The sequence below is a fragment of the Bradyrhizobium sp. HKCCYLRH3061 genome, assembly GCF_051168015.1.
Lineage (GTDB): Bacteria > Pseudomonadota > Alphaproteobacteria > Rhizobiales > Xanthobacteraceae > Bradyrhizobium.
Window position 1 is genome coordinate 26,299 of record NZ_JBNPUE010000018.1, and the last position, 19,729, is coordinate 46,027.

Annotated in this window: 19 protein-coding genes and 1 pseudogene; 1 reads left to right on the forward strand and 19 read right to left on the reverse strand. The window is 66.3% G+C overall.

Annotated elements, in window-relative coordinates; all coding sequences use genetic code 11:
* Positions 1-2: 2 nt before the first annotated feature.
* Complete coding sequence (gene bla / locus ACQR2C_RS25525) at positions 3-872, forward strand: class A beta-lactamase (RefSeq protein WP_434882386.1); 870 nt, start codon at positions 3-5, stop codon at positions 870-872.
* Here bla and ACQR2C_RS25530 read toward each other — a convergent pair.
* The 19 genes and pseudogenes from ACQR2C_RS25530 to ACQR2C_RS25620 form a co-directional block, all read right to left on the reverse strand.
* Positions 827-1,672, reverse strand: coding sequence for an urease accessory protein UreD (locus tag ACQR2C_RS25530; RefSeq protein ID WP_434882387.1), 846 nt, complete (start codon positions 1,670-1,672; stop codon positions 827-829). The genes bla and ACQR2C_RS25530 overlap by 46 nt on opposite strands.
* The gene (gene ureG / locus ACQR2C_RS25535) at positions 1,669-2,313 is read right to left on the reverse strand and encodes an urease accessory protein UreG (RefSeq protein ID WP_434882388.1); all 645 of its coding nucleotides are present in this window, start codon (positions 2,311-2,313) and stop codon (positions 1,669-1,671) included. The genes ACQR2C_RS25530 and ureG overlap by 4 nt, the downstream gene beginning before the upstream one ends.
* Positions 2,310-4,016, reverse strand: coding sequence for an urease subunit alpha (gene ureC / locus ACQR2C_RS25540; protein WP_434882389.1), 1,707 nt, complete (start codon positions 4,014-4,016; stop codon positions 2,310-2,312). The genes ureG and ureC overlap by 4 nt, the downstream gene beginning before the upstream one ends.
* A gap of 3 nt (positions 4,017-4,019) precedes the next feature.
* A complete protein-coding gene (ureB, locus tag ACQR2C_RS25545; RefSeq protein WP_434882390.1) occupies positions 4,020-4,718 on the reverse strand; it encodes an urease subunit beta in 699 nt (232 codons plus the stop codon).
* 11 nt (positions 4,719-4,729) lie between these two features.
* The gene (locus ACQR2C_RS25550; protein ID WP_434882391.1) at positions 4,730-5,407 is read right to left on the reverse strand and encodes an urease accessory protein UreF; all 678 of its coding nucleotides are present in this window, start codon (positions 5,405-5,407) and stop codon (positions 4,730-4,732) included.
* Complete coding sequence (gene ureE, locus ACQR2C_RS25555) at positions 5,400-5,849, reverse strand: urease accessory protein UreE (RefSeq protein ID WP_316178523.1); 450 nt, start codon at positions 5,847-5,849, stop codon at positions 5,400-5,402. Before ureE ends, ACQR2C_RS25550 begins: the two co-directional genes overlap by 8 nt.
* Positions 5,850-6,114: 265 nt before the next feature.
* Entirely contained in the window at positions 6,115-6,417 is a 303-nt protein-coding gene (locus ACQR2C_RS25560; protein WP_434839826.1) for a putative quinol monooxygenase, read from the reverse strand.
* Positions 6,417-7,931: an amidase gene (locus tag ACQR2C_RS25565; protein ID WP_316178521.1), complete on the reverse strand. Its 1,515-nt coding sequence runs from the start codon at positions 7,929-7,931 to the stop codon at positions 6,417-6,419. Before ACQR2C_RS25565 ends, ACQR2C_RS25560 begins: the two co-directional genes overlap by 1 nt.
* Positions 7,932-8,017: 86 nt before the next feature.
* Positions 8,018-8,719: an ABC transporter ATP-binding protein gene (locus ACQR2C_RS25570; RefSeq protein ID WP_316178519.1), complete on the reverse strand. Its 702-nt coding sequence runs from the start codon at positions 8,717-8,719 to the stop codon at positions 8,018-8,020.
* The gene (locus ACQR2C_RS25575) at positions 8,716-9,444 is read right to left on the reverse strand and encodes an ATP-binding cassette domain-containing protein (RefSeq protein ID WP_315711676.1); all 729 of its coding nucleotides are present in this window, start codon (positions 9,442-9,444) and stop codon (positions 8,716-8,718) included. Before ACQR2C_RS25575 ends, ACQR2C_RS25570 begins: the two co-directional genes overlap by 4 nt.
* 1 nt (position 9,445) lies before the next feature.
* On the reverse strand, positions 9,446-10,501 hold the full coding sequence (locus ACQR2C_RS25580) for a branched-chain amino acid ABC transporter permease (RefSeq protein WP_434882392.1): 1,056 nt from the start codon (positions 10,499-10,501) through the stop codon (positions 9,446-9,448).
* Complete coding sequence (locus ACQR2C_RS25585) at positions 10,501-11,367, reverse strand: branched-chain amino acid ABC transporter permease (protein ID WP_315711674.1); 867 nt, start codon at positions 11,365-11,367, stop codon at positions 10,501-10,503. Before ACQR2C_RS25585 ends, ACQR2C_RS25580 begins: the two co-directional genes overlap by 1 nt.
* A gap of 65 nt (positions 11,368-11,432) precedes the next feature.
* Positions 11,433-12,671, reverse strand: a complete 1,239-nt coding sequence (locus tag ACQR2C_RS25590) for an urea ABC transporter substrate-binding protein (protein WP_316236396.1) — start codon at positions 12,669-12,671, stop codon at positions 11,433-11,435.
* A gap of 100 nt (positions 12,672-12,771) precedes the next feature.
* Complete coding sequence (locus tag ACQR2C_RS25595) at positions 12,772-13,821, reverse strand: substrate-binding domain-containing protein (protein WP_434882393.1); 1,050 nt, start codon at positions 13,819-13,821, stop codon at positions 12,772-12,774.
* A 199-nt stretch (positions 13,822-14,020) separates the two neighbouring features.
* A complete protein-coding gene (locus tag ACQR2C_RS25600) occupies positions 14,021-14,497 on the reverse strand; it encodes a GNAT family N-acetyltransferase (RefSeq protein WP_434872874.1) in 477 nt (158 codons plus the stop codon).
* 47 nt (positions 14,498-14,544) lie between these two features.
* A complete protein-coding gene (locus ACQR2C_RS25605; protein WP_409977886.1) occupies positions 14,545-15,261 on the reverse strand; it encodes a tetratricopeptide repeat protein in 717 nt (238 codons plus the stop codon).
* A 103-nt stretch (positions 15,262-15,364) separates the two neighbouring features.
* A complete protein-coding gene (ilvD, locus tag ACQR2C_RS25610; RefSeq protein WP_434872875.1) occupies positions 15,365-17,089 on the reverse strand; it encodes a dihydroxy-acid dehydratase in 1,725 nt (574 codons plus the stop codon).
* Positions 17,090-17,325: 236 nt separating this feature from the next.
* Positions 17,326-18,298: pseudogene (locus ACQR2C_RS25615) on the reverse strand (tripartite tricarboxylate transporter substrate binding protein BugD).
* Between the two features lie 90 nt (positions 18,299-18,388).
* Positions 18,389-19,630: a threonine synthase gene (locus tag ACQR2C_RS25620; protein ID WP_316178511.1), complete on the reverse strand. Its 1,242-nt coding sequence runs from the start codon at positions 19,628-19,630 to the stop codon at positions 18,389-18,391.
* Between the last annotated feature and the right edge of the window lie 99 nt (positions 19,631-19,729).

A 19,729-nucleotide genomic window follows, 5' to 3' on the forward strand; every position in this document is an offset into this window, starting at 1 on the left:
CGATGACGATCTACACACGGCGGCAATTGTTTCCGCTCGCACTCGTGCCGCTGCTGGTGGCGAAGCCGGCGCTCGCCGCCGACCTGCAGGCGACAATCGCCGGCATCGAAGCCGACAGCGGCGGGCGGCTCGGCGTGGCCCTGCTGGACACCGCGAGCGGCGCGCTCGGCGGCCATCGGCTCGACGATCGATTCCCGATGTGCAGCACCTTCAAGGCGCTGCTGGCGGGCGCGATCCTCACCAAGGTCGATTCCGGCACCGAGCAGCTGGCACGCCGCATTCCGATCGCGCAAGGAGACATCCTGTCCTATGCGCCGGTCACCAAGGCCTATGTGGGGACGTCGGGCCTGTCGGTCGGCGAATTGTGCGAGGCGACCGTGACGCTCAGCGACAACACCGCGGCGAATCTGCTGCTGGCGACGCTCGGCGGCCCCGCCGGCTTGACCCGCGCCATCCGCGGCTTCGGCGACGCCATCACCCGGCTCGACCGCATCGAGCCCGCGCTCAATGAAAGCGTGCCCGGCGATCCGAGGGACACCACCACGCCCGCGGCGATGGCCCAGACCTTGGCGAAGCTGACCACCGGCACTGCGCTGTCGGCGGCGTCGCGCGATGTCCTGAATGGCTGGCTGATCGCCTGCAAGACCGGTGGCGCCAAGCTGCGCGCCGGCCTGCCCGGCGAATGGCGCATCGGCGACAAGACCGGCGCGGGCGACAACGGCAGCAGCAACGATGTCGCCGTGATCTGGCCGACAGGGCGCGCGCCGGTCCTCGTGAGCAGCTATCTCACCGAGACCAAGGCCAGCGACGAGAAGCGCAACGCGGTTCACGCAGCGGTCGGCCGCGCCGTCGCCGGCGCGCTCGGGGCCTGAGCCGCCGCCTCGCGATAGATCGCGGCGATCGCGTCGAATCCGGTGCGCAGCTGGCGCATCTCGCGGGCGGCGAGGCGCACGCCGAGACCGGCGCTCTCCGGCAGCAGGCTTGCCGCGGCGTAGAGGCCGTCGATGCAGGACAGCGCATCGGCGAGACGCTGGCGGAGCGCGGCGAGATCGTTCGTCGGCGGCAGCATCAGAACGGCCGAGCCGAACGCGCGATGACCGTTGAAGACCGCGACATCAGGATCGCGCAGATGCATGCGGTCGATGAGGAGCGGCTCCTCGCCCGTCCGGCGCACGACGAGCGCGGAGTCGAGCTCGCGGAACAAGCGTCCTTGCCCGTCCGGGTCATGCATCGTGAAGGCGTCGGTCACCAGCGCCGATGCATCGGCGGCGCAGTTCAGGTCGAGCACCTGGCACAGGGCCGCCCCGGGAAAGAGGATGCGCGGCTCCGGCCGATAGTCGAGCCTGGCGCCGGTCGCGACCCGGAGCAGAACCTGCTCCTTGGCACGTGCGCCCGGCTCGGCGCGATGTACTGAGGTGGCGCCCTGCGTGGCCACGCAAACGGCTGTACCCGCAGATAGCGTGAAGCGCTGCGTCAACCGGTCCTCGCCGTGCACGGCGCCACTGCCGGTCTGCAGGATCACGCTGAGGCAATCCGGCCGCGCGGCATCGGTGTGGAAGCTGCGCGTCAGCACGAACGGCCAGGCAAACAGCCGGCGATCGATCACGGTGCGGCCGCCGCGGCGGGCGAAGGAGAGATCGAGCCGCGGCGGCTCTGGGGCTGAAGCGCTCACGTGCGGAACAGCACCTCGCGCTCGAGCAGGTCGACGATCGCTTCAACGCCCTCACCGCGCCGGCAGTTGGTCAAGAGCACCGGCCGGCCGTCGCGCACAGCGGCGGCCTCGCGCTGCATGCGTGCGAGATCGACGCCGACATGAGGGGCGAGATCGACCTTGTTGATGACCAGGAGATCGGCGCGGATGACGCCAGGGCCGCGCTTGCGCGGGATGTCGTCGCCGCCGGCGACGTCGATCACGAACATCCAGAAATCGGTGAGGTCGCGCGAGAAGGTCGAGGCGAGATTGTCGCCGCCGCTCTCCAGCAGGATCAGCTCGACGCCGGGAAAGCGCCGCTCCAGTTCGTCGGCGGCCTCGATGTTGAGCGTCGGATCCTCGCGGATCACCGTGTGCGGACAGGCGCCGGCCTCCACCGCCGAGACCCGCTCGGGGTCGATCAGGCCGGAGCGCCGCACGCGCTCGGCATCTTCGGCGGTGACGAGATCGTTGGTGATGATTGCGATGTCGATGCCGCGCGCCTGCAGCGCCGGGATCAGCTGCTCGACCAACGCGGTCTTGCCGGAGCCGACGGGGCCGCCGATGCCAACGCGCGCGGCCGTCATCGGCGCATCGGCGCGGGTGAGAGCGAGACGGCTCATCGCAGCATGAACCTCCTCGCGAGCGGCACGGTTGTCGCGGGCGGGCACATCAAGAGCTTGCCGTCGGCGCGGACCTCGAAGGTCTGCGGATCGACCTCGACATGCGGCATCGCCGCGTTGCGGACCATGTCGGTCTTGCGCAGGCGGCGCACGTTCTTGATCTGCACCGTCTCGCGGCCGAGCCCGAGCCTGCCGCGGATGCCGGCGTCGACCGCGAGCTTCGACATGAAGTTGACGCCGAGACGCTGCGGCGCTGCGCCAAGCGCGCCCCACATCCGCTTCTGGATCATCGGCTCCGACAGCCCGAGGCTGCCATTGCCGTCGCCCATCGCGGCCCAGACCGGAAAGCCGTTCTTGATCACCATGTAGGGCTTCAGCCCGAACGAGGCGCGCGGCCACAGCACGAGATCGGCCATCTTGCCGACCTCGATGGAGCCGACGACATGATCAATGCCGACGGCAATGGCCGGATTGATCGTGAGCTTGGCGATATAGCGCTTGATGCGCTCATTGTCGGCGCGCGTCGTCGTCTCCTCCGGCAGCCGGCCGATGCGGTCCTTCATCACGCTCGCAAGCTGCCAGCATTTGGCGACGTTCTCGGCGAGCCGGCCCATGCCCTGCGTATCCGTGCCGAAGATCGAGATCGCGCCCATGTCGTGCAGGAAATCCTCCGCCGCCATCGACTGCGCGCGCACCCTGGACTCGCCGAACATGACGTCCTCGGGCGAATTGTAGTTGAGCTGATGACAGATCATCGTCATCGGCACGCCCTCCTCCATGCCATACGACGTGTAGGGATTGGTCGGATTGGTGGAGGACGGGATCACGTTGGGCCAGGACACGACCTTGAGCAGGTCGGGCGCATGGCCGCCGCCGGCGCCCTCGACGTGGTACATGTGGATGGTGCGGCCATCGACCGCCGCCATCGTATCCTCGCAGAAGCCGTATTCGTTGATCGAGTCGGTGTGCAGATGCACCGCGAAGTCGTGACGGTCCGCCGCGATCAGGGTCTTGTCGATCACGTCGGGCGATGCGCCGAAGTCCTCGTGGATCTTGACCGACATGCCGCCGGCCGCAACGGCCTCCTCGACGGCTTCCGGGCTCGAGCCGCCCCGGCCGAACAGCGCGTAGTTCAGCGGCGAGAACTCGATCGACCTGAGGAAGTGACCGAAGTTCGGGCCCGAGCCGGAGCCGACGTCGAACACCGGGCCCGAACCGTTGCCGACCATCGTGGTGGTGCCGCCGGCCAGCGCGTGATCCGACTGCTCGGGCGAGATCAGATGCGCGTGGCTCTCGATCGCGCCGGCTGTGACGATGAAGGGGCCGCCGGCAATCGGCGCGGTGGTGTGGCCGACGACCATGTCCGGATGCACGTCCGGCATGATGTCGGGATTGCCGGCCTTGCCGATGCCGACGATGCGGCCGTCGCGGATGCCGATGTCGGCCTTCACGATGCCGATCACGGCATCGACGATGGTCGCATTCTTGACGACGACGTCGAGGGCCTTGTGCTGCGACGTCCGGTGCGCCGCGACGGCCTCCCCGTCGCGCAAGTTCTTGCCGGCGCCGACCAGCAGCTCATGGCCGTAGGTCGTGTAGTCATGCTCGATCTCGGCGAGCAGGCTGGTGTCGGCGAGTCGGACGAGATCGCCCTTGGTCGGGCCGTACAGCTCGGCATAGGCTTGCCGTGTCAGTGTTGCCATGACCTAGGCTCCGAGATAGCCGCGCGACTGCGCGAGCTTCAGCGCGGCGTCGCGCGCGCCGGGCGCATCGAGCGGACCATTGACCAGCCCGGCCTGGCCGCGCACGATCCGGTCGCCGGTGATCGGCACCAGCCGCACCGATTTGAAGATCCCCGGTTCGAAGCGCATGCCGAGCCCCGCGGGGCGATCGATCTTCATGCCCCAGGCGGCGGCGCGGTCGAAGCGCAGCGCGCGATTGACCTCGAAGAAGTGGGTGTGACTGCGCACCTGGATGTCGCGGTCGCCGGTGTTGACGACGTCGATGGTGACCGCCGGCAGCTCCGTGAACATCGCGATGTCGTCGCCGCCGGCGATGATCTCGCCGGGTACGATCTCCTCGGCGGCTGCGCCTTCGGCCGGCTGGATCGGCTCGAACAGCGCCATCACCTTGGTGCCCTCGGCGAACATCAGCTCAACATAGAGCATCGGGATCATCTGCGCGACGCCGGGCTCGACGTCGTCGGTGGTCAGCAACCGGCCGGCCATGTCGCGGATCTCGGCATAGGGCAGATTGCGTCGCGCCGCGGTCATCAACTCATCGGTGATGTAGGCGACCGCCTCGGGATGGCTCAGCTTGATGCCCAGCAAGCGATTGCGCCGCGCCATCTGCGCGGCGTTGAAGATCACGAGACGATCCAGCTCGGTCGGCGACAGGTTCATCATGGCGCGGCACCTCAGGTCGTGAACATGCGCACGTGCCGCAACGGCCCGCGCGACACGGCGATATCGATGAAGGGCGTGAAGCTCGACGGCATCGCGTCGTCGTCGGGTGTGTTGGCAAGCAGCTCGGCGAGACGCGCGCGGGCGCGTGCTAGACTCTGCTGCGAGTCGATGTGGCCGATCAGGCCGAGCCGCACAGCGGCGCTGACGAGGCCGGTGACGAGGGTCCAGCCGGAGACCAGTTCGGCCGCGTCGAGACCAAGGCCGGCATCGTGGCCTGTGATGGCCTGGACTACGGGCAGATGGCCAAGCCGCGCGTCGGAAGAAACGCGGGCACGGTACGCTTGAGATAACGGACCGACGAGCTTGACCCAGACGCCGAGCAGCGCCCTGCCCGCGCGCCGCGAGCCCTCGCGCATCTCGGCCGACGGCGTTGTCGCCTCGGCGAGGCGATCGACGGCGGCGATCGCGGCAATGTCGTTGGCGTGCCAGGCGCGGCGCAGCAGGATGCGATCCATGCCGGCCCAGCGATGCGCGAGGTGATCGGCAATAATGCCGTCGAGGTCGGCGCGACCGGACAGCAGGCCGTCGGCCGCGAGGCCCTCGATGCCCCAGGAGAAGGCAAAGCCGCCGGCGGGAAAGGCGCTGTCGCCGAGTTGCAGCAGGGCCAGCGTCTCGCCGCGGTCAAACATGCGCGCGCTCCACGACTTCGCCGGCGTCGAGCAGCGGCTTGATCCGCGCACGGTAGGTCTCGATCGGGGCGTCGAGCAGTACGACGAGGCTGTCGCCCTCGAAGCGGACGCGCCAGTGCAGATTGCCGGCATGCCAACCGAGCTTGAGCGCGCTGGCCTCGTCACGCGCCTTGAGGCGCAGCACATGCTGCTCGCCAAAACGTGCGATGATGGCGCGATCGGAGTCGAGATGCAGCAGCGCGCCGTCGACCAGCTCCTCGTCGCGATCCAGGCTGACGGCGCAGTCGGTGCCGCGATCGGTGGTCAGGCGGAAGCGCTTGCGGCCGGCATCCTCCGGCGGCACGAACAGCAACTCGATGCCACCGCGATGCTCCAGCGCGTGGATGCGGCCGGCATAAGCCTTGTCGCTCGCGCGTCCCAGGATGCCGTGCAGACGGAGCATCGGCGATGTTCCTCTTGTTGTTCTGCGCTCGTCGTTTGGGGCCTCATGGTTCGAGACGCCCGCCAAAGGACGGGCTTCTCACCATGAGGATCGAGATAGAGGGCGGGACTTGCATGCGGTGTGGCCGCAAGCCCCGTACGATTTTGCATGAGGCTCGCTTTGGCCGAAGACTTTCATCCGGCCAAACCCGAAGCCCTCGTCGAGAGGAGCCCGCCCTTGGCGGCCATCTCGAAGAACGGTTGGTGTGGTCATCTCTCGCCGCGCCCTACCGCAGCGTCGCCGACACCTCCTGCGAGGTCACGAGAATGACCTCGCCGTCGAGGATCGGCTTGGCGATGCCAAAGAAGGTCGCGACCGCGGCGGAGCCGTTGTGGCGGTCCATCGCGGCCTTGTCGGCGAAGCGCTCATAGGTCGTGAACAGACCCGGCTCGGTCTCGCTCTGCGAGATGAAGAAGCCGATCGTCTCCGGCTCGTTGGCCGCGACATGGGCCGCGACGGCGACGAGGGCGTCGCGCATCGTGGCCTCTTGTCCCGCCTTGGCCCTGATGACCGCGGTGATGGTGATCATCAGAAGGTCTTCCAGTCGCCGTCGGCCTCGAACGCCGCCGCCGCCTGGTAGATCGTGGACTCGGCGTAGTCCTTGCCGATCAGCATCAGGCCGACCGGCAGGCCATCCGAGAGGCCGCACGGCACGGTCATCGCGGGATGACCGGTGACGTCGAACGGGCTCGTCGTCGCGGTCATCTCGAAGGCGCGCTGCACCACCTCGGCGAGCGGCGCGTCCTTGGCCGGGATCGGCGTGGCGACGCACGGCAGGGTCGGCATCAGCAAGAGGTCGTAGGAGCCGAACATCGCGTCATAGGCCGCCTTCGCCTGGATCGCGATGTTGCGCGACTTGGCGTAGTAGCGGCCGCGGTAGTGCTCGAGGCCCCACTGCCCGACCAGCATGGTCAGCTTCAACGTCACCGACAAATCGTCAGCGCGAGTGCGCCAGCCGGAATGCGCGTCGAGCAGGCCGACATCGTAGAGGCCCTTCCAGTTGAAGCCCATGCCGTTGCCGAGCATCATCTGCACCAGGAAGCCTTCCAGCGTGATCGGATTCCACGCCGCCAGCGCATGCATGTGCTCGGGGATCGAGACCTCCGACACCGACGCGCCCATCTTGGCGAAGCGCTCCGCGCCGGCCTTGACCTTGCTGACCACGCCCTCTTCCATGTTCGGCGCGCTGAAGCCTTCCTTGAGCACGCCGATCTTGAGGCCCTTGACGCCCTTGCCGAGCGCCTCGGTGTAGGCCGAGACCTTCGGCGCATATTGCCGCGGATCGAGGCCGTCGGCGCCGGCCAGCACTTCGAGCAGCAGCGCGTTGTCGGCGACCGACTTGGTCATCGGCCCGGTGTGGTCGATCGTCGACTCGATCGGCATGACGCCGGTGTAGGGCACGAGACCGTGCGTCGCCTTCATGCCGTAGATGCCGCAATAGGACGCGGGAATGCGGATCGAGCCGCCCTGGTCGCCACCGATCGACATGTCGACCTCGCCGGCCGCCACCAGCGCAGCGCTGCCCGAGGACGAGCCGCCGGCCGAATAGCCCATCTTCCAGGGATTGTGCACCGGCGCGGGATTGGAGGTATGGCTGCCGCCGGACAGGCAGAAGTGCTCGCAGACGGCCTTGCCGACGATGGTGCCGCCGGCATCGAGGATGCGGGAGACAATGGTGGCGTCGGCTGCGGGAATGAAGCCTTCCAGCGTGGTCGAGCCGTTCATCATCGGCACGCCGGCGAGCGCGACGTTGTCCTTCAGCACCACCGTGCGGCCGGCGAGCTTGCCGGACGACGCACCCTTCACCTCGGTCTTGATCGCCCAGGCGTTGTACTTGTTCTCCTTAGGCATCGGCTTGGCGCCCGGCGTGCGCGGATATTTCACCGGCGGCAGCGGGTTCGGCAGCTCATCGATGATGTCGTACTGGTCGAACATGCCGCCCATCAGCGACAGATATTCGGCGGCCTCCTCGACCGTCATGTTCATGTGCAGGCTGGCGGCGAGATCGGCAACTTCCTCGGCATTCGGGCGTTTGATGGACATGAGTCATCCTTTCTTGTGAGGACAAGCTGGGCAGAGACAGCAAATTGTCAGTTCAATGGGCCGGCGCGCGCGCGCCGGTACGGGCTCTAGCTCGGGATCATCTGACCTTCCCGGGCCAGGAGAGTCTCACGGTCGAGTTCCTCGGTGATACGCCCCTTCTGGATGTGCAGGATGCGATCCGATAACGACGTGATGAATTCGAGGTTCTGCTCGACCACGATCAAAGACATCTTCCAGCGCGACTTCAACGCCAGCAGCGTCTCGATGATCTCCTCGATGATCGACGGCTGGATGCCTTCGGTCGGCTCATCCAGCAGGATCAGCTTGGGCTTTGTGCACAGGCAGCGCGCCAGTGCCAGCAATTGCTGCTCGCCGCCCGACAGCGCGCCGCCGCGGCGGTCGAGCAGCCGCACCAGGCGCGGAAAATCCTGCAGCACGGCATCGATGACACTGCGGTCCTCCTTCGGCGCCGCAGCGAGCCCCATGCGCAGATTTTCCATGACCGACAGGTCCGGAAAGATCTCGCGGCCCTGCGGCACTAGGCCGATGCCGAGCCGGGAGCGCTCGTGCGGCTTCAGATGCGTGATGGCTCGGCCTGCGAACACCACCGAGCCGTCGGTGGTCGGCAGATGCCCCATCAAGGTGCGCAGCGCCGTGGTCTTGCCCATGCCGTTATGGCCGAGGATGCCGAGATATTCGCCGTCGGCCACCGTCAGGTCGACGCCGAACAGGATCGGAATCCGGCCATAGCCGGACTTGAGCCCCTTGACCTCGAGAAGCGCGCTCATGCCGCCACCTTCTTGCCGAGATAGACGTCGCGCACGCGCTGGTCGGCGAGCACCTTGTCGACGGTGTCCTCAACCAGCACGCGCCCCTGGTGGAATACGGTCACGCGCTTGGCAATCTGCTTGATGAACTCCATGTCGTGCTCGACGACGACGATGGCCCGGGTCTGGTTGATCTCGCGGATGATCGCGGCGGTGTGGAAGGTCTCCTCGTCGGTCATGCCGGCGGCGGGCTCGTCGAGCAGGATCAGCTCCGGCTCGGCGGCGAGCACCATGCCGATCTCGACCCATTGGCGCTGGCCGTGCGACAAGGTCGCGACGATACTGTCGGCGTAGTCGGTCAGCCGGATCATCTCCAGCACGGCATTGACCGCCGGCCCCTGCTGCCGCGGCGTTGCCTTGCGCCGTACCGCCATCCAGATGTTCTCACGCACCGAGAGGCCGTTGAACACGTTCGGGACCTGGGTCTTGATGCCGATGCCCATGCGCGCGATCTCGTGCGACAGCTTTCCCGCGATCGGCATGCCGCGGAACGCGATGCTGCCCGACGTCGGCACCAGTTGTCCGGTCAGCGTCTTGAAGAACGTGCTCTTGCCGGCGCCGTTTGGGCCGATCAGGCAGCGCAGCTCCATCTCCTGCAGGGTGAACGTGATGTCGTCATTGGCGACTACGCCGCCGAAGCGCATCGTCAGGTGCTCGGCCTTGAGCAGAGGAACGAGGTCGGCCATGTCACTCGGCTCCTGCAGGATGCGGCGCCGCCGCTGACGGGACCGGCGGACCATTGGTCTTCGGCTTCTTGTCCGGGATCAGCCGCATCACCAGATCACGCGCGGTCGGGAAGATGCCCTTCGGCAGGAGCAGCACGAACACCACGAGTACGCCGCCGAGAACGAGGTTGGAGTTCAGGAGCTGCTGCGAGCCGATATAGGCGACGATGTACTCGATCACGACGCAGCCGATGATCGGCCCGAGCAAGGTGCCGAGCCCGCCGACCGTGATCCAGATGATGATCTCGGCGGACAGCGACAGGCTGAAGATGGTCGGGCTGACGAAGGCGCCCCAGTTGACGTAGAGCGCGCCGGCAAGACCGGCGATGGCGCCGCCGAGGATGAAGGTCAGGCACTTCACCAGCCGCGGATCGTAGCCGAGCAGCGACGCCCGCACCTCGTTCTCCCGCACCGCGACGATGATGCGCCCGGCCGGCAGCGCCAGCAGCAACCGCAGCAGCAGGAACACGCCGAGCAGCACATAGGCGGTGGTCCACCACGATTGCTCCGGGGACAGCACGGTCGACGGATCGAACGGCATGTTGAAGGTCGGCACCGCCGGCATGCCGTTGAAGCCGCCGAGCAGCGCCTTGCCGATCTTGTAGGCGTCGCCCGAGGTCGAGTTGACCGAGTTGAACAGGATCAGGGTGACGGTCAGCGTGATGACGCCGAGATAGACGTCGGAGATGCGGCCGAAGAAGATGAAGTAGCCGAGGATGGCCGCGAACAGCGCGGGCACCGCGATCGCCAACAGGATCGCCGGCGTCGAGTCCTGGAAGTTCACCGCCGCGATGGCATAGGCATAACCGCCGAGGCCGAAGAACGCTGTCTGGCCGAACGACAGGATGCCGCCATAGCCCCAGATGAAGGCGAGGCTCAGCGCCAGAACCGACATCGCGGCGAACAACGTCAGTTGCATCAGGCCGAACAACTCGATCACGCTCGGCATGATCGCGATCACGCCAATGGTGACGACGGTCCCCGCGGCCTGGAGAGCGAGGCGAAGGCGCTTGTCCATCACAGGTTCCCCTTGAAGAAGCGCCCGGAGATGCCCTGCGGCAGCAGACGGATGAGCACGATCGCGGTGGTGAAGACGATCACCTCGCCATAGACGGGCGTGGTGAAATAGGCGCCGATCTGGTTGACCGAGCCGAACAGGCTCGCCGCCGAGAGCGTGCCCGACAGGATCGCCGCGCCGCCGCCAACCACCGTCATGAAGGCCTTGGCGACATAGGCGCCGCCCATCACCGGCGTGATGCCGGACACCGGCGCCAGCAGGCCGCCGGCGAGACCCGTCACGGCGGCCCCGAGCGCGAACGTGCTCATGTAGACGCGGGCCGGGTTGACGCCGAGCGTGGCGGCCATCGCGGGGTTCTGCATCGTGGCGCGGGCGACCAGGCCGAACCGGGTGTAGCGCATCACGCCGTAGATGATGGCCATCATGACCGCCGCCATCAACGCGAGGAACAGCGTATAGTAGCTCGACTGGTACGAGCCGATCGAGAAGCCGCCGAGCGGCGTCGGCACGCCCTGCTGGGTATTGCCGTAGATCGTGGTGATGATGCCGATGATCAGGAGGCTGAGGCCCCAGGTCGCGAGCATGGAATCGACCAGGCGGCCGTAGAGAAACCGGATCAGGCAGCGCTCGATCACGAGGCCGACGATGCCGACGAACAGGGGCGCGATGATCAGCATCGCGATCCAGATGTTCACCCCGGCATTGGCCGAGATCACGGTGGCGTAGGCGCCGAGCATGATGAACTCGCCATGGGCGAGATTGATGATCTTCATCATGCCGAAGATGATCGCCAGTCCCAGGCAGAGCAGGAACAGCGATGAGATTCCGTTGAGGACATCCAGCGCGAGGATGACGTAGATCGCCATGCGTCAGGTCTTTCAGGGCAGTCCAATGAAACCGGGTCCCGCCGAATGGCGGGACCCGGCACGCGTCAGAGATTGATGATGTACTGCTTGACGTCGTTCGGGTTCTTGACGAGGTCACAGACGCTCGCGGTGTCCGCGGGCTTGGCGTCGGTGTAGGTCTCGAGCACCGACCATTTGCGGTCCTTCACCTCGGCCAGGAACGCGTTGCGGACGGTGTGATGGGTCTGCTTGTCCAGCGAGACCTTGCCGCTCGGGCCGTCGAAAACGAGGCCGCTTTCGAGCGCCTCGATCACCTTCATGCGGTCGATGCTGCCGGCCTTCTTGACGCCTTCGGCCCAGAGCATGACGCCCTCATAGGTGCATGAGGCGAGCTCGCTGATGTAAGGCGAATCCGGATGCGCCTTCTTGATCTTCTCGACGAAGCTCTTGGAGGCCGGCGTGGTCAGCTCCTCGAAATAGCCGTAGGCGCCGATGACCCCATCGCTCTCCGCCGCATCCAATGTCGAGGGCTCGTTGACGAGACCAAAGGTGGTGGAGGCGATCGGGATCTTCCCCTTCATGCCGGCCGCGGTCCACTGCCGGTAGAACGCGGTGTGGTTGCCGCCGACCAGCGCCGACAGGATGAGGTCGGGCTTGGCCGCCTGGATCTTCGAGATGGTCGAGCCGAAATTGGTGACGTCGAGCGGGAAGAAGTCGGTCGCCAGGATCTCGCCGCCATTGTCCTTGCAGTATTTGGTCATCCACTTCGCGGTGATCTGACCGTAATTGTAGTCGGCCGCGATGATGTAGGCCTTCTTGCCGGACTTCTTCATCGCGCTCGGCACAAGCTTCTCCACCGTCTGCGCCGGCGTCGTGCCGGTGCAGAAGGTGTTGCGGTCGCAGACGCCGCCTTCATACAGCGTGTTGTAGAAGTACAGCACCTTGAAGCGGTCGAAGGTCGGACGGATCGCCTCGCGCGAGGCCGAGGTGATGCCGCCGTGAACGACGTCGACCTTGTCCTTGACCGCCAGCTGCTGGGCGTATTGCGAGTACATCTGGATGTTGGACTGAGTGTCGTAGTGGATCACCTTCAAGGGACGCCCGAGCAGGCCGCCCGCGGCGTTGATCTCCTCAACGGCAAGCTGCAGCGCGTAGACCATCGGCGTGCCGGAGGTGCCGATGGGACCGGACTGGTCGTGCAGGCTGCCGACCGTGATCGGGTTCTCGGCCGCGAGCGCACCCGAGCGCAGCACGGCGGGTGCCGCGATCAATGTCGAGGTCGCGATGGCCGAGCGTTGCAGGAAACGACGTCGGGAGAGAGTCATAAAGGTCCCCATGGGTTGATGATGCTGGTTCATGATCCGCGAGAAGTTTAAAATTACAATATTTGAAAAGGCAAGTGTTTTTTGGAGCGCGCCCTGCGCCTCAGCGCGAGGCGACGACCGCGAAGTCGTAGCCATCCAGCTCGGCGAGATGGATCGGATGGCGCCCGCCAACCACCGGCTGCGCCTCGTTGCCGCGCGCCGTGCGCCGCTGCAGCGTGCGCCCGAAGACGCGCCTGAGATCGCGGGCGTCGAAGCTCTCGGCGCGCTCGATCAGCGCGGCGAGCGCGTGAATGCCTTCGTAGCAGGACTCGCCATAGCCGTTCGGCGGCGGCGGATTGTCACCGAAGGCCGTGTAGTAGCGCTCGAGAAACGCGCCGTTGTTGCGCGAACGCAGCGAGGCGAAATAGCTGGAGGCGACATAGACATTCTCGGTCTCGCCGCTGTCGAGCCCGTAGACGATGGTCTCGTCGAAGGCGGACGAGAATCGCAGCACGTGACGGCTGAGACCGGCGGCGCAGAAGGCGCGGCTGAAGGCGATGCAGTCGAAGCCGAGAAAGACCGGCAGCACCACGTCGCTGCGCGTGGTCTTGATGCGGTCGAGCATCTCGTCGAAATCGTGGACGCCGACCGGCACGTAGCATTCGCCGGTCACGGTCCCGCCGAAGCGCGCGATCAAGCGCCTGGCGATGCCGAGCGACGAGCGCGGCCAGATGTAGTCGTTGCCGCACAGGAAGAAGCGCCGGGCGCGCTTGATCTCGGAGAGCCACTGCACCGCCGGCCCCAGTAATTCGCCGGCGGTCTCGCCCGTGGTCATCACATCGCTGTTCGCCGGCAGGCCCTCGAACTGGGGCGTGTAGACGAACGGCACGCGGCCGCGCGCGGCTTGCGCGACGGGATCGCGCGCGTAGCTCGGCAGCATGCCGACCAGGCCGTCGACGGCGAGTTCGTCGACCGCCTCCGCCGCCGCGCGGCCCGCGCTGGCGGCGGTCGCGCCGGCGTCGACGACGATCAGCTCGACCTGCCGGCGGCGGATGCCGGCGGCCTGGTTCAGCTCGGTCACGGCCAGCCGACCACAGGCTTCTGCGGAGGGTGCCCACAACCCTGCCGAGCCGCGCCAAGGAATGATCAGGCCGATCCGAACGCTGCGCAAACGTGCCGCCTCTGCTGTTGCAGGGGACTTGCACTCACGAATCGTGCCAAGCGCGTTTTGGCGTCATCGCGGTCGTTCGTGTACCAAAGATCGCCGATTTTGGTTATGGAACCTGACGCTGATCAAAACATCGGCGCGCCAACGCCTATTCGTTAGGCATCCGCGGCCATGGCCTCGATGTCTCACCATGGCTCGCGACTCACGGCGCAGTGGCGAGGGTCTTGCTCATCGGATAGGAGGCCGCGGTGCCGAACTTGCCGGCGGGCACGCCGACATCCGCGTAGCCGCGGGCGAGATAGAATCGGTGCGCGGTCTCGGTGCTCAGCAGGGCCACGTCACGCGCGCCCAGTGCGGCCGCCCGCCGCTCCAGCTCCGCCAGCAGAGCCGAGCTGATGCCGCGAAAGCGTCCGCGCGGCGACACGTAGTTGAGCGTGATCTCGCCGGGGTGGGCGAGCCCGCCGACGGCGAGAATCACATCATCCTCGACCGCGACGAGCAACGATCGCCCTCGCCCGTCCGCCCAGGCCGCGACGTTCTGCGGTGTCTTGTTGGCGAGCCAGCGCGCCAGGATATCAGGGTTGCCGCGGTGATCCGCCAGGCACAATTCGGATATGGAGGCGCGCAGCACGGCGCAGGCCGCCTCGGCATCGTCAGCCGTCGCATCGCGGATGATCATCGCAGTCCCTCTGTCGAACGGAGGGAACGCGATGCATTCCGCTCCTGCTACTCGCGCTTGCCCTGCACCCAGCTCTCGAGCATCTGCAGCGCCGAGGCGCGGTCATCGTCCGAGGCCTTGGCGAAGGCGCGGTTGTAGCTCTCCTTGATCCAGGCTTCGTCCGGACCGGCGCTGTCGCGCGCCAGCGTGAGCCACATCAGTCCGCGCGCCGGCTGGCGCGGCAACCGGTCGCCGTTGAACAGCATCTGACCAAGCAGCGCCTGGGCCTGGTGCTGGCCCTTCTGTGCGGCGAGGCCGAGCCAGCGCGCGCCATAGCGGAAGTCGTCGCGCGAGGCGTCTGCGGTCTTCAGGTACATCCGCGCCAGATCGTACTGGGCGTCGGCATTGCCGAAATAGGACGCCGCATAGGAGAACATCTCCCGCGCGCGATCCGGATCGGCCTTGACCTTCGTGTTCGGAATGCCGCTCAGGTAATAGCGGCCGAGCGCGACAAAGGCATTGGCGACGATCTGCGCCTGAGGCGCCGACGGACTGTCCTCCGCATGCGCATTGGCGATGCGGCTGAAATAGTCGAAGGCGCGCATGTCGTCGCGCGCAACGCCATCGCCCGCCGCATACATGCGGCCGAGCTTGAACTGCGCAATCGGGTGACCTTCCTCCGCCGCGTATTGCAGCGCCGTCAGGGACTGCGTGGGCGAGGTCGAGGACGTCGTCGCGGGCAGCGCCTTGCGCAGCGCGCCGGCGCCAGCCTGCTGTCCAGCCACGGGGATCGCCGGCTCCTGGTTGACCGGAGCGCCATCGAACGCGAACGATGGCGTCGGCAACGCGAGCGGGGCAACCCCCAGCATCAATGCGAAAAGGATCCGATCAGATGTCCGCATAGCAATACTTCTCTTGCGCACCACCTGGATGGGTCACGGCGCCCGCCACGGCCGGCCCCACCTGCTGGGCATATTTCCAAAGTGCACCTGACGTGTGATGCGTCTCACGCGGCGTCCACTTGGTCTTGCGTGTCGCCAGCTCGGCATCGCTCAACTTCACGTTAAGGATGCCCGCCTCGGCGTCGATCTCGATGATGTCGCCATCCGCGACCAGCGCGATCGGTCCGCCGACCGCCGCCTCCGGTCCGATATGGCCGATGCAGAAGCCCCGCGTCGCGCCCGAGAACCGGCCGTCGGTGATCAGCGCGATCTTGCCGCCCATGCCCTGCCCGGTCAGCGCCGCCGTGGTCTGCAGCATTTCCCGCATGCCCGGACCGCCGCGCGGCCCCTCGTAGCGAATGACGATCACGTCGCCTTCGCGATAGGTACGCTTCTGGACGGCGTCAAAGGCGTCCTCTTCCCGATCAAAGCAGCGGGCCGGCCCAGAGAATTTCAAGTTCGACATGCCCGCGACTTTCACGATCGCGCCCTCCGGCGCGAGATTGCCTTTCAGACCGACCACACCTCCGGTTGCAGTGATCGGCTGGTCGGCCGGCCTCACCACGTCCTGGTGCGGATTCCACTTCACGCCTTTGAGGTTTTCGGCGATCGTCCGGCCGGTGACTGTGAGGCAGTCGCCGTTCAAATAGCCATGGTCGAGCAACGTCTTCATCAAGAGCGGAATGCCACCAGCCTCGAACATGTCTTTGGCGACATAGCGGCCACCCGGCTTCAAATCCGCGATATAAGGTGTCTTTTTGAAGATTTCGGCGACGTCGAATAAGTCGAACTTGATGCCGGCCTCGTGTGCAATCGCAGGTAGATGCAGCGCAGCATTGGTCGACCCGCCGGACGCCGCCACAACCGCAGCGGCATTTTCCAGGGATTTTCGCGTGACGATGTCGCGCGGCCGGATGTTGGCGGCGATCAGCTCCATGACCTTCTCGCCGGCGGTCATGCAGAAGGAATCACGGATCTCGTAAGGCGCGGGGGCGCCGGCCGAATAAGGCAGCGCCAGCCCGATTGCCTCGGACACCGTCGCCATCGTGTTGGCCGTGAACTGGGCGCCGCAGGCGCCGGCCGACGGACAGGCCACGCGCTCGAGCTCGTCGAGGTCCTCGTCGGACATCGCACCCACCGAATGCTTGCCGACAGCCTCGAACATGTCCTGCACCGTGACCTGCTGGCCGCGGAAATTGCCGGGCAGGATCGAGCCGCCATAGATGAAGATCGAGGGCACGTTGAGCCGGACCATCGCCATCATCATGCCCGGCAGCGATTTGTCGCAGCCGGCGAGGCCGACGAGCGCATCGTAGGAATGGCCGCGAATCGTGAGCTCGACGGAATCGGCGATCGCCTCGCGCGACGGCAGCGACGAGCGCATGCCGTCATGGCCCATTGCGATGCCGTCGGTCACGGTGATGGTGCAGAACTCGCGCGGCGTGCCGCCGGCGTGGGCGACGCCCTTTTTCACCGCCTGGGCCTGCCGCATCAACGCGATGTTGCAGGGCGCAGCCTCGTTCCAGCACGAGGCGACGCCGACGAAGGGCTGATGGATCTGCGCCGTGGTGAGGCCCATGGCGTAGAGGTAGGACCGATGCGGCGCACGCTCGGGCCCTTCCGTCACATGACGGCTGGGCAGCCTGCGCTTGATGTCGGTCTTCGCGTCCATCGCTGTTTTGGCCTCCCGGTGCTGCGGAGAACGCTCAAAATCCGGCAAGTGGATTTTCGGCAGCCTCACACGCACTGGTTATGTTCTGATCAAAGTATTTCACGACCAGGTGTGGCTAAAAAGCGGCGCGTTTGCGGAGCGCCGGAGATTGTTACCAAAACTTCGCAAACTGTGGCGACGTCGCAACATTCGTGGCCGATGCGCAACCATCCTTGGTTGGCAGGAACTGAGGGCGCCTACTCCGGCACCACCCCTGCGGCGCGGATCATCGGCCACCATTTGCGGATCTCGGGCCCGCTGCAAAGTTCCAAGCGCGGCGGGGCCGCGCTGATCGGCCGCCGGCATCTGCAACCCCAGGTTTTTCAACTGGTTTTTCACATCCGGCTCGTCCAGCGCGGCCACCGCCGCCGCACTGAGCGTATCGACGATCTCCTTGCTGACGCCCTTCGGCAGCCAGAGGCCCGACCACAGGGTCATGTGGAAACCCGGCAGGCCGGCGTCGTCGGTGGTCGGAATCTCCGGCGCGGACTCGAGCCGCTTGGCGTCGGTGACGGCGTAGGCGCGGATCGTCCCGGCACGAACCTGGTTGATGGCGTTGGAGGTCTGGTCGACGATCAGGTCGATCTGGCCAGCGACCAGATCGTTCATCGCCGGCCCCGTGCCGCGATACGGCACATATTGCAGCTTGAGGCCGGTGACCTGCTCGAAATAGAGCCCCGCGATGTGGCTGCCGGAGCCGTTGCCCGCCGTGCCCGCTGATATGGGATTCGGCTGCGATTTTACCCAGGCGAGAAACTCCGGCAGCGTCTTGGCCGGGATGTTGTTCCTGCTGACGATGATCATCGGATTGCTCGGCAGCAGCACCACCGGCTCAAGATCGGCCTCGAGGTCATAGCCGAGCCGGTAGACGGCGCCGTTCGCGACATGGGTGCCGAGATGGCCGAAGCTCACGGTGTAGCCGTCGGGCTTCGAGCGCACCGCGCGTCCCACGCCGATCGAACCGCCCGCCCCGGTCACGTTCTCGATCAGAATGGGCTGCCCGAGCGTCTGTCTCATGTGCTCGGCGAGGATGCGCATCATCGCATCCGACGGGCCGCCGGCGGCGAACGGCACGATCACGGTGATCGCGCGCGAGGGATAATTGTCGGCCCGCGCCGGCAACGTCAGCACGAGACATACAAACAGCACGGCGCAAAGAGCTCGTCGCATCACGTCCTCCCTTGTGTCGCACGCGCCGGTCACAGACGCTGATGCGTCTGCGCCGGAGCATGTGCCCGAGGCCGCGGTGCTGGTTGTTAGTTAGAACTGCCCGAAGTCGATCGGCTGGTGACGATCGAGCGTGCGGGTAACCGGCGGCAGCGGATACTTAAGTCCTGTCGCGCAATTGAACAGCATGACGCGATCGTTTTTCGTCACGCGTCCGTCGGCCAGGCTCTGCTTGTAGGCGGCATAGGTCGCCGCGCCCTCCGGGCACAACAGCAGCCCCTCCTCGCGCGCGACCTCGGTGAGCGCAGATGAAATCTTCTCGTCATCGACCGCGATGGCGAAACCTTTGCTCTCGCGCACGGCGCGCAGGATGAGGAAATCACCGACGGCCTGGGGCACGCGGATGCCGGACGCGATGGTGTGGGCGTCCTCCCAGCGCGTGGCGTGCTCGACGCCCTGCTCGAAGGCACGCACCATCGGCGCGCAGCCGGAGGCCTGCACCGCCACCATGCGCGGACGTTTTGCGCCGATGAAGCCGATCTTCTCCAGCTCGTCGAACGCCTTCCACATGCCGATCAGGCCGGTGCCGCCGCCGGTCGGATAGAAGATCACGTCGGGCACGTCCCAGCCGAGCTGCTCGGCAAGCTCGAGGCCCATCGTCTTCTTGCCCTCGATCCGATACGGCTCCTTCAAGGTCGAGGTGTCGAACCAGCCGACCTTGGCCTTGCCCTCGCCGACGATCTTGCCGCAATCATCGATCAGGCCGTTGACGCGATACACGGTCGCGCCTTGCAGCTCGATCTCGCTGACGTTCACTTCTGGCGTGTCGGCCGGGCAGAAGATGGTGGTCTTGATGCCGCAGGAGGTCGCATAGGCCGCGAGCGCCGCGCCGGCATTGCCGTTGGTCGGCATCGCCATGTGCCTGATGCCGAGCGCCTTGCCCATCGACACCGCCATCACCAGGCCGCGCGCCTTGAACGAGCCGGTCGGCAGCCGGCCCTCGTCCTTGACGATGATCTCGCCGCCGCCGAGCTTCTTCGACAGCTTGGGCAGATTGATCAGCGGCGTCATCACCTCGCCGAGGCTCACGATGTCGGCGCATTTGCGCACCGGCAGCAGTTCGCGATAGCGCCACATGTCGGCCGGACGCTGCGCCAGCGCGTCCTTGGTCAGCGCCTGTTTCACCCCTGCGAGATCGTAGCGCACCAGCAGCGGCTTGCCGGCCTTGGAGAGGTTGTGGACCTGGTCCGCCGGATAATGATCGCCTTCCATCGCGCATTCGAGATGGGTGACGAAGGTCGGGCGCTCGGTGGTGAGATTGTCGCTGGATTTCACGGCGGAGCCTCTTGTTGTGCCCGTCTGGTCATCTCCGTCATTGCCGGGCTTGCCCCGGCAATCCATCCCCTTCGCAAGGATTTTCGAAGGGGATGGATG

Excerpts from the sequence above, each read along its gene's own strand:
- bla (WP_434882386.1), top strand. The coding sequence starts at position 3 with ATGACGATCTACACACGGCGGCAATTGTTTCCGCTCGCACTCGTGCCG.
- ureG (WP_434882388.1), bottom strand. The coding sequence starts at position 2,313 with ATGAGCCGTCTCGCTCTCACCCGCGCCGATGCGCCGATGACGGCCGCG.
- ureC (WP_434882389.1), bottom strand. The coding sequence starts at position 4,016 with ATGGCAACACTGACACGGCAAGCCTATGCCGAGCTGTACGGCCCGACC.
- ureB (WP_434882390.1), bottom strand. The coding sequence starts at position 4,718 with ATGATGAACCTGTCGCCGACCGAGCTGGATCGTCTCGTGATCTTCAAC.
- ACQR2C_RS25550 (WP_434882391.1), bottom strand. The coding sequence starts at position 5,407 with ATGTTTGACCGCGGCGAGACGCTGGCCCTGCTGCAACTCGGCGACAGC.
- ureE (WP_316178523.1), bottom strand. The coding sequence starts at position 5,849 with ATGCTCCGTCTGCACGGCATCCTGGGACGCGCGAGCGACAAGGCTTAT.
- ACQR2C_RS25560 (WP_434839826.1), bottom strand. The coding sequence starts at position 6,417 with ATGATCACCATCACCGCGGTCATCAGGGCCAAGGCGGGACAAGAGGCC.
- ACQR2C_RS25565 (WP_316178521.1), bottom strand. The coding sequence starts at position 7,931 with ATGTCCATCAAACGCCCGAATGCCGAGGAAGTTGCCGATCTCGCCGCC.
- ACQR2C_RS25570 (WP_316178519.1), bottom strand. The coding sequence starts at position 8,719 with ATGAGCGCGCTTCTCGAGGTCAAGGGGCTCAAGTCCGGCTATGGCCGG.
- ACQR2C_RS25575 (WP_315711676.1), bottom strand. The coding sequence starts at position 9,444 with ATGGCCGACCTCGTTCCTCTGCTCAAGGCCGAGCACCTGACGATGCGC.
- ACQR2C_RS25580 (WP_434882392.1), bottom strand. The coding sequence starts at position 10,501 with ATGGACAAGCGCCTTCGCCTCGCTCTCCAGGCCGCGGGGACCGTCGTC.
- ACQR2C_RS25585 (WP_315711674.1), bottom strand. The coding sequence starts at position 11,367 with ATGGCGATCTACGTCATCCTCGCGCTGGATGTCCTCAACGGAATCTCA.
- ACQR2C_RS25590 (WP_316236396.1), bottom strand. The coding sequence starts at position 12,671 with ATGACTCTCTCCCGACGTCGTTTCCTGCAACGCTCGGCCATCGCGACC.
- ACQR2C_RS25600 (WP_434872874.1), bottom strand. The coding sequence starts at position 14,497 with ATGATCATCCGCGATGCGACGGCTGACGATGCCGAGGCGGCCTGCGCC.
- ilvD (WP_434872875.1), bottom strand. The coding sequence starts at position 17,089 with ATGGACGCGAAGACCGACATCAAGCGCAGGCTGCCCAGCCGTCATGTG.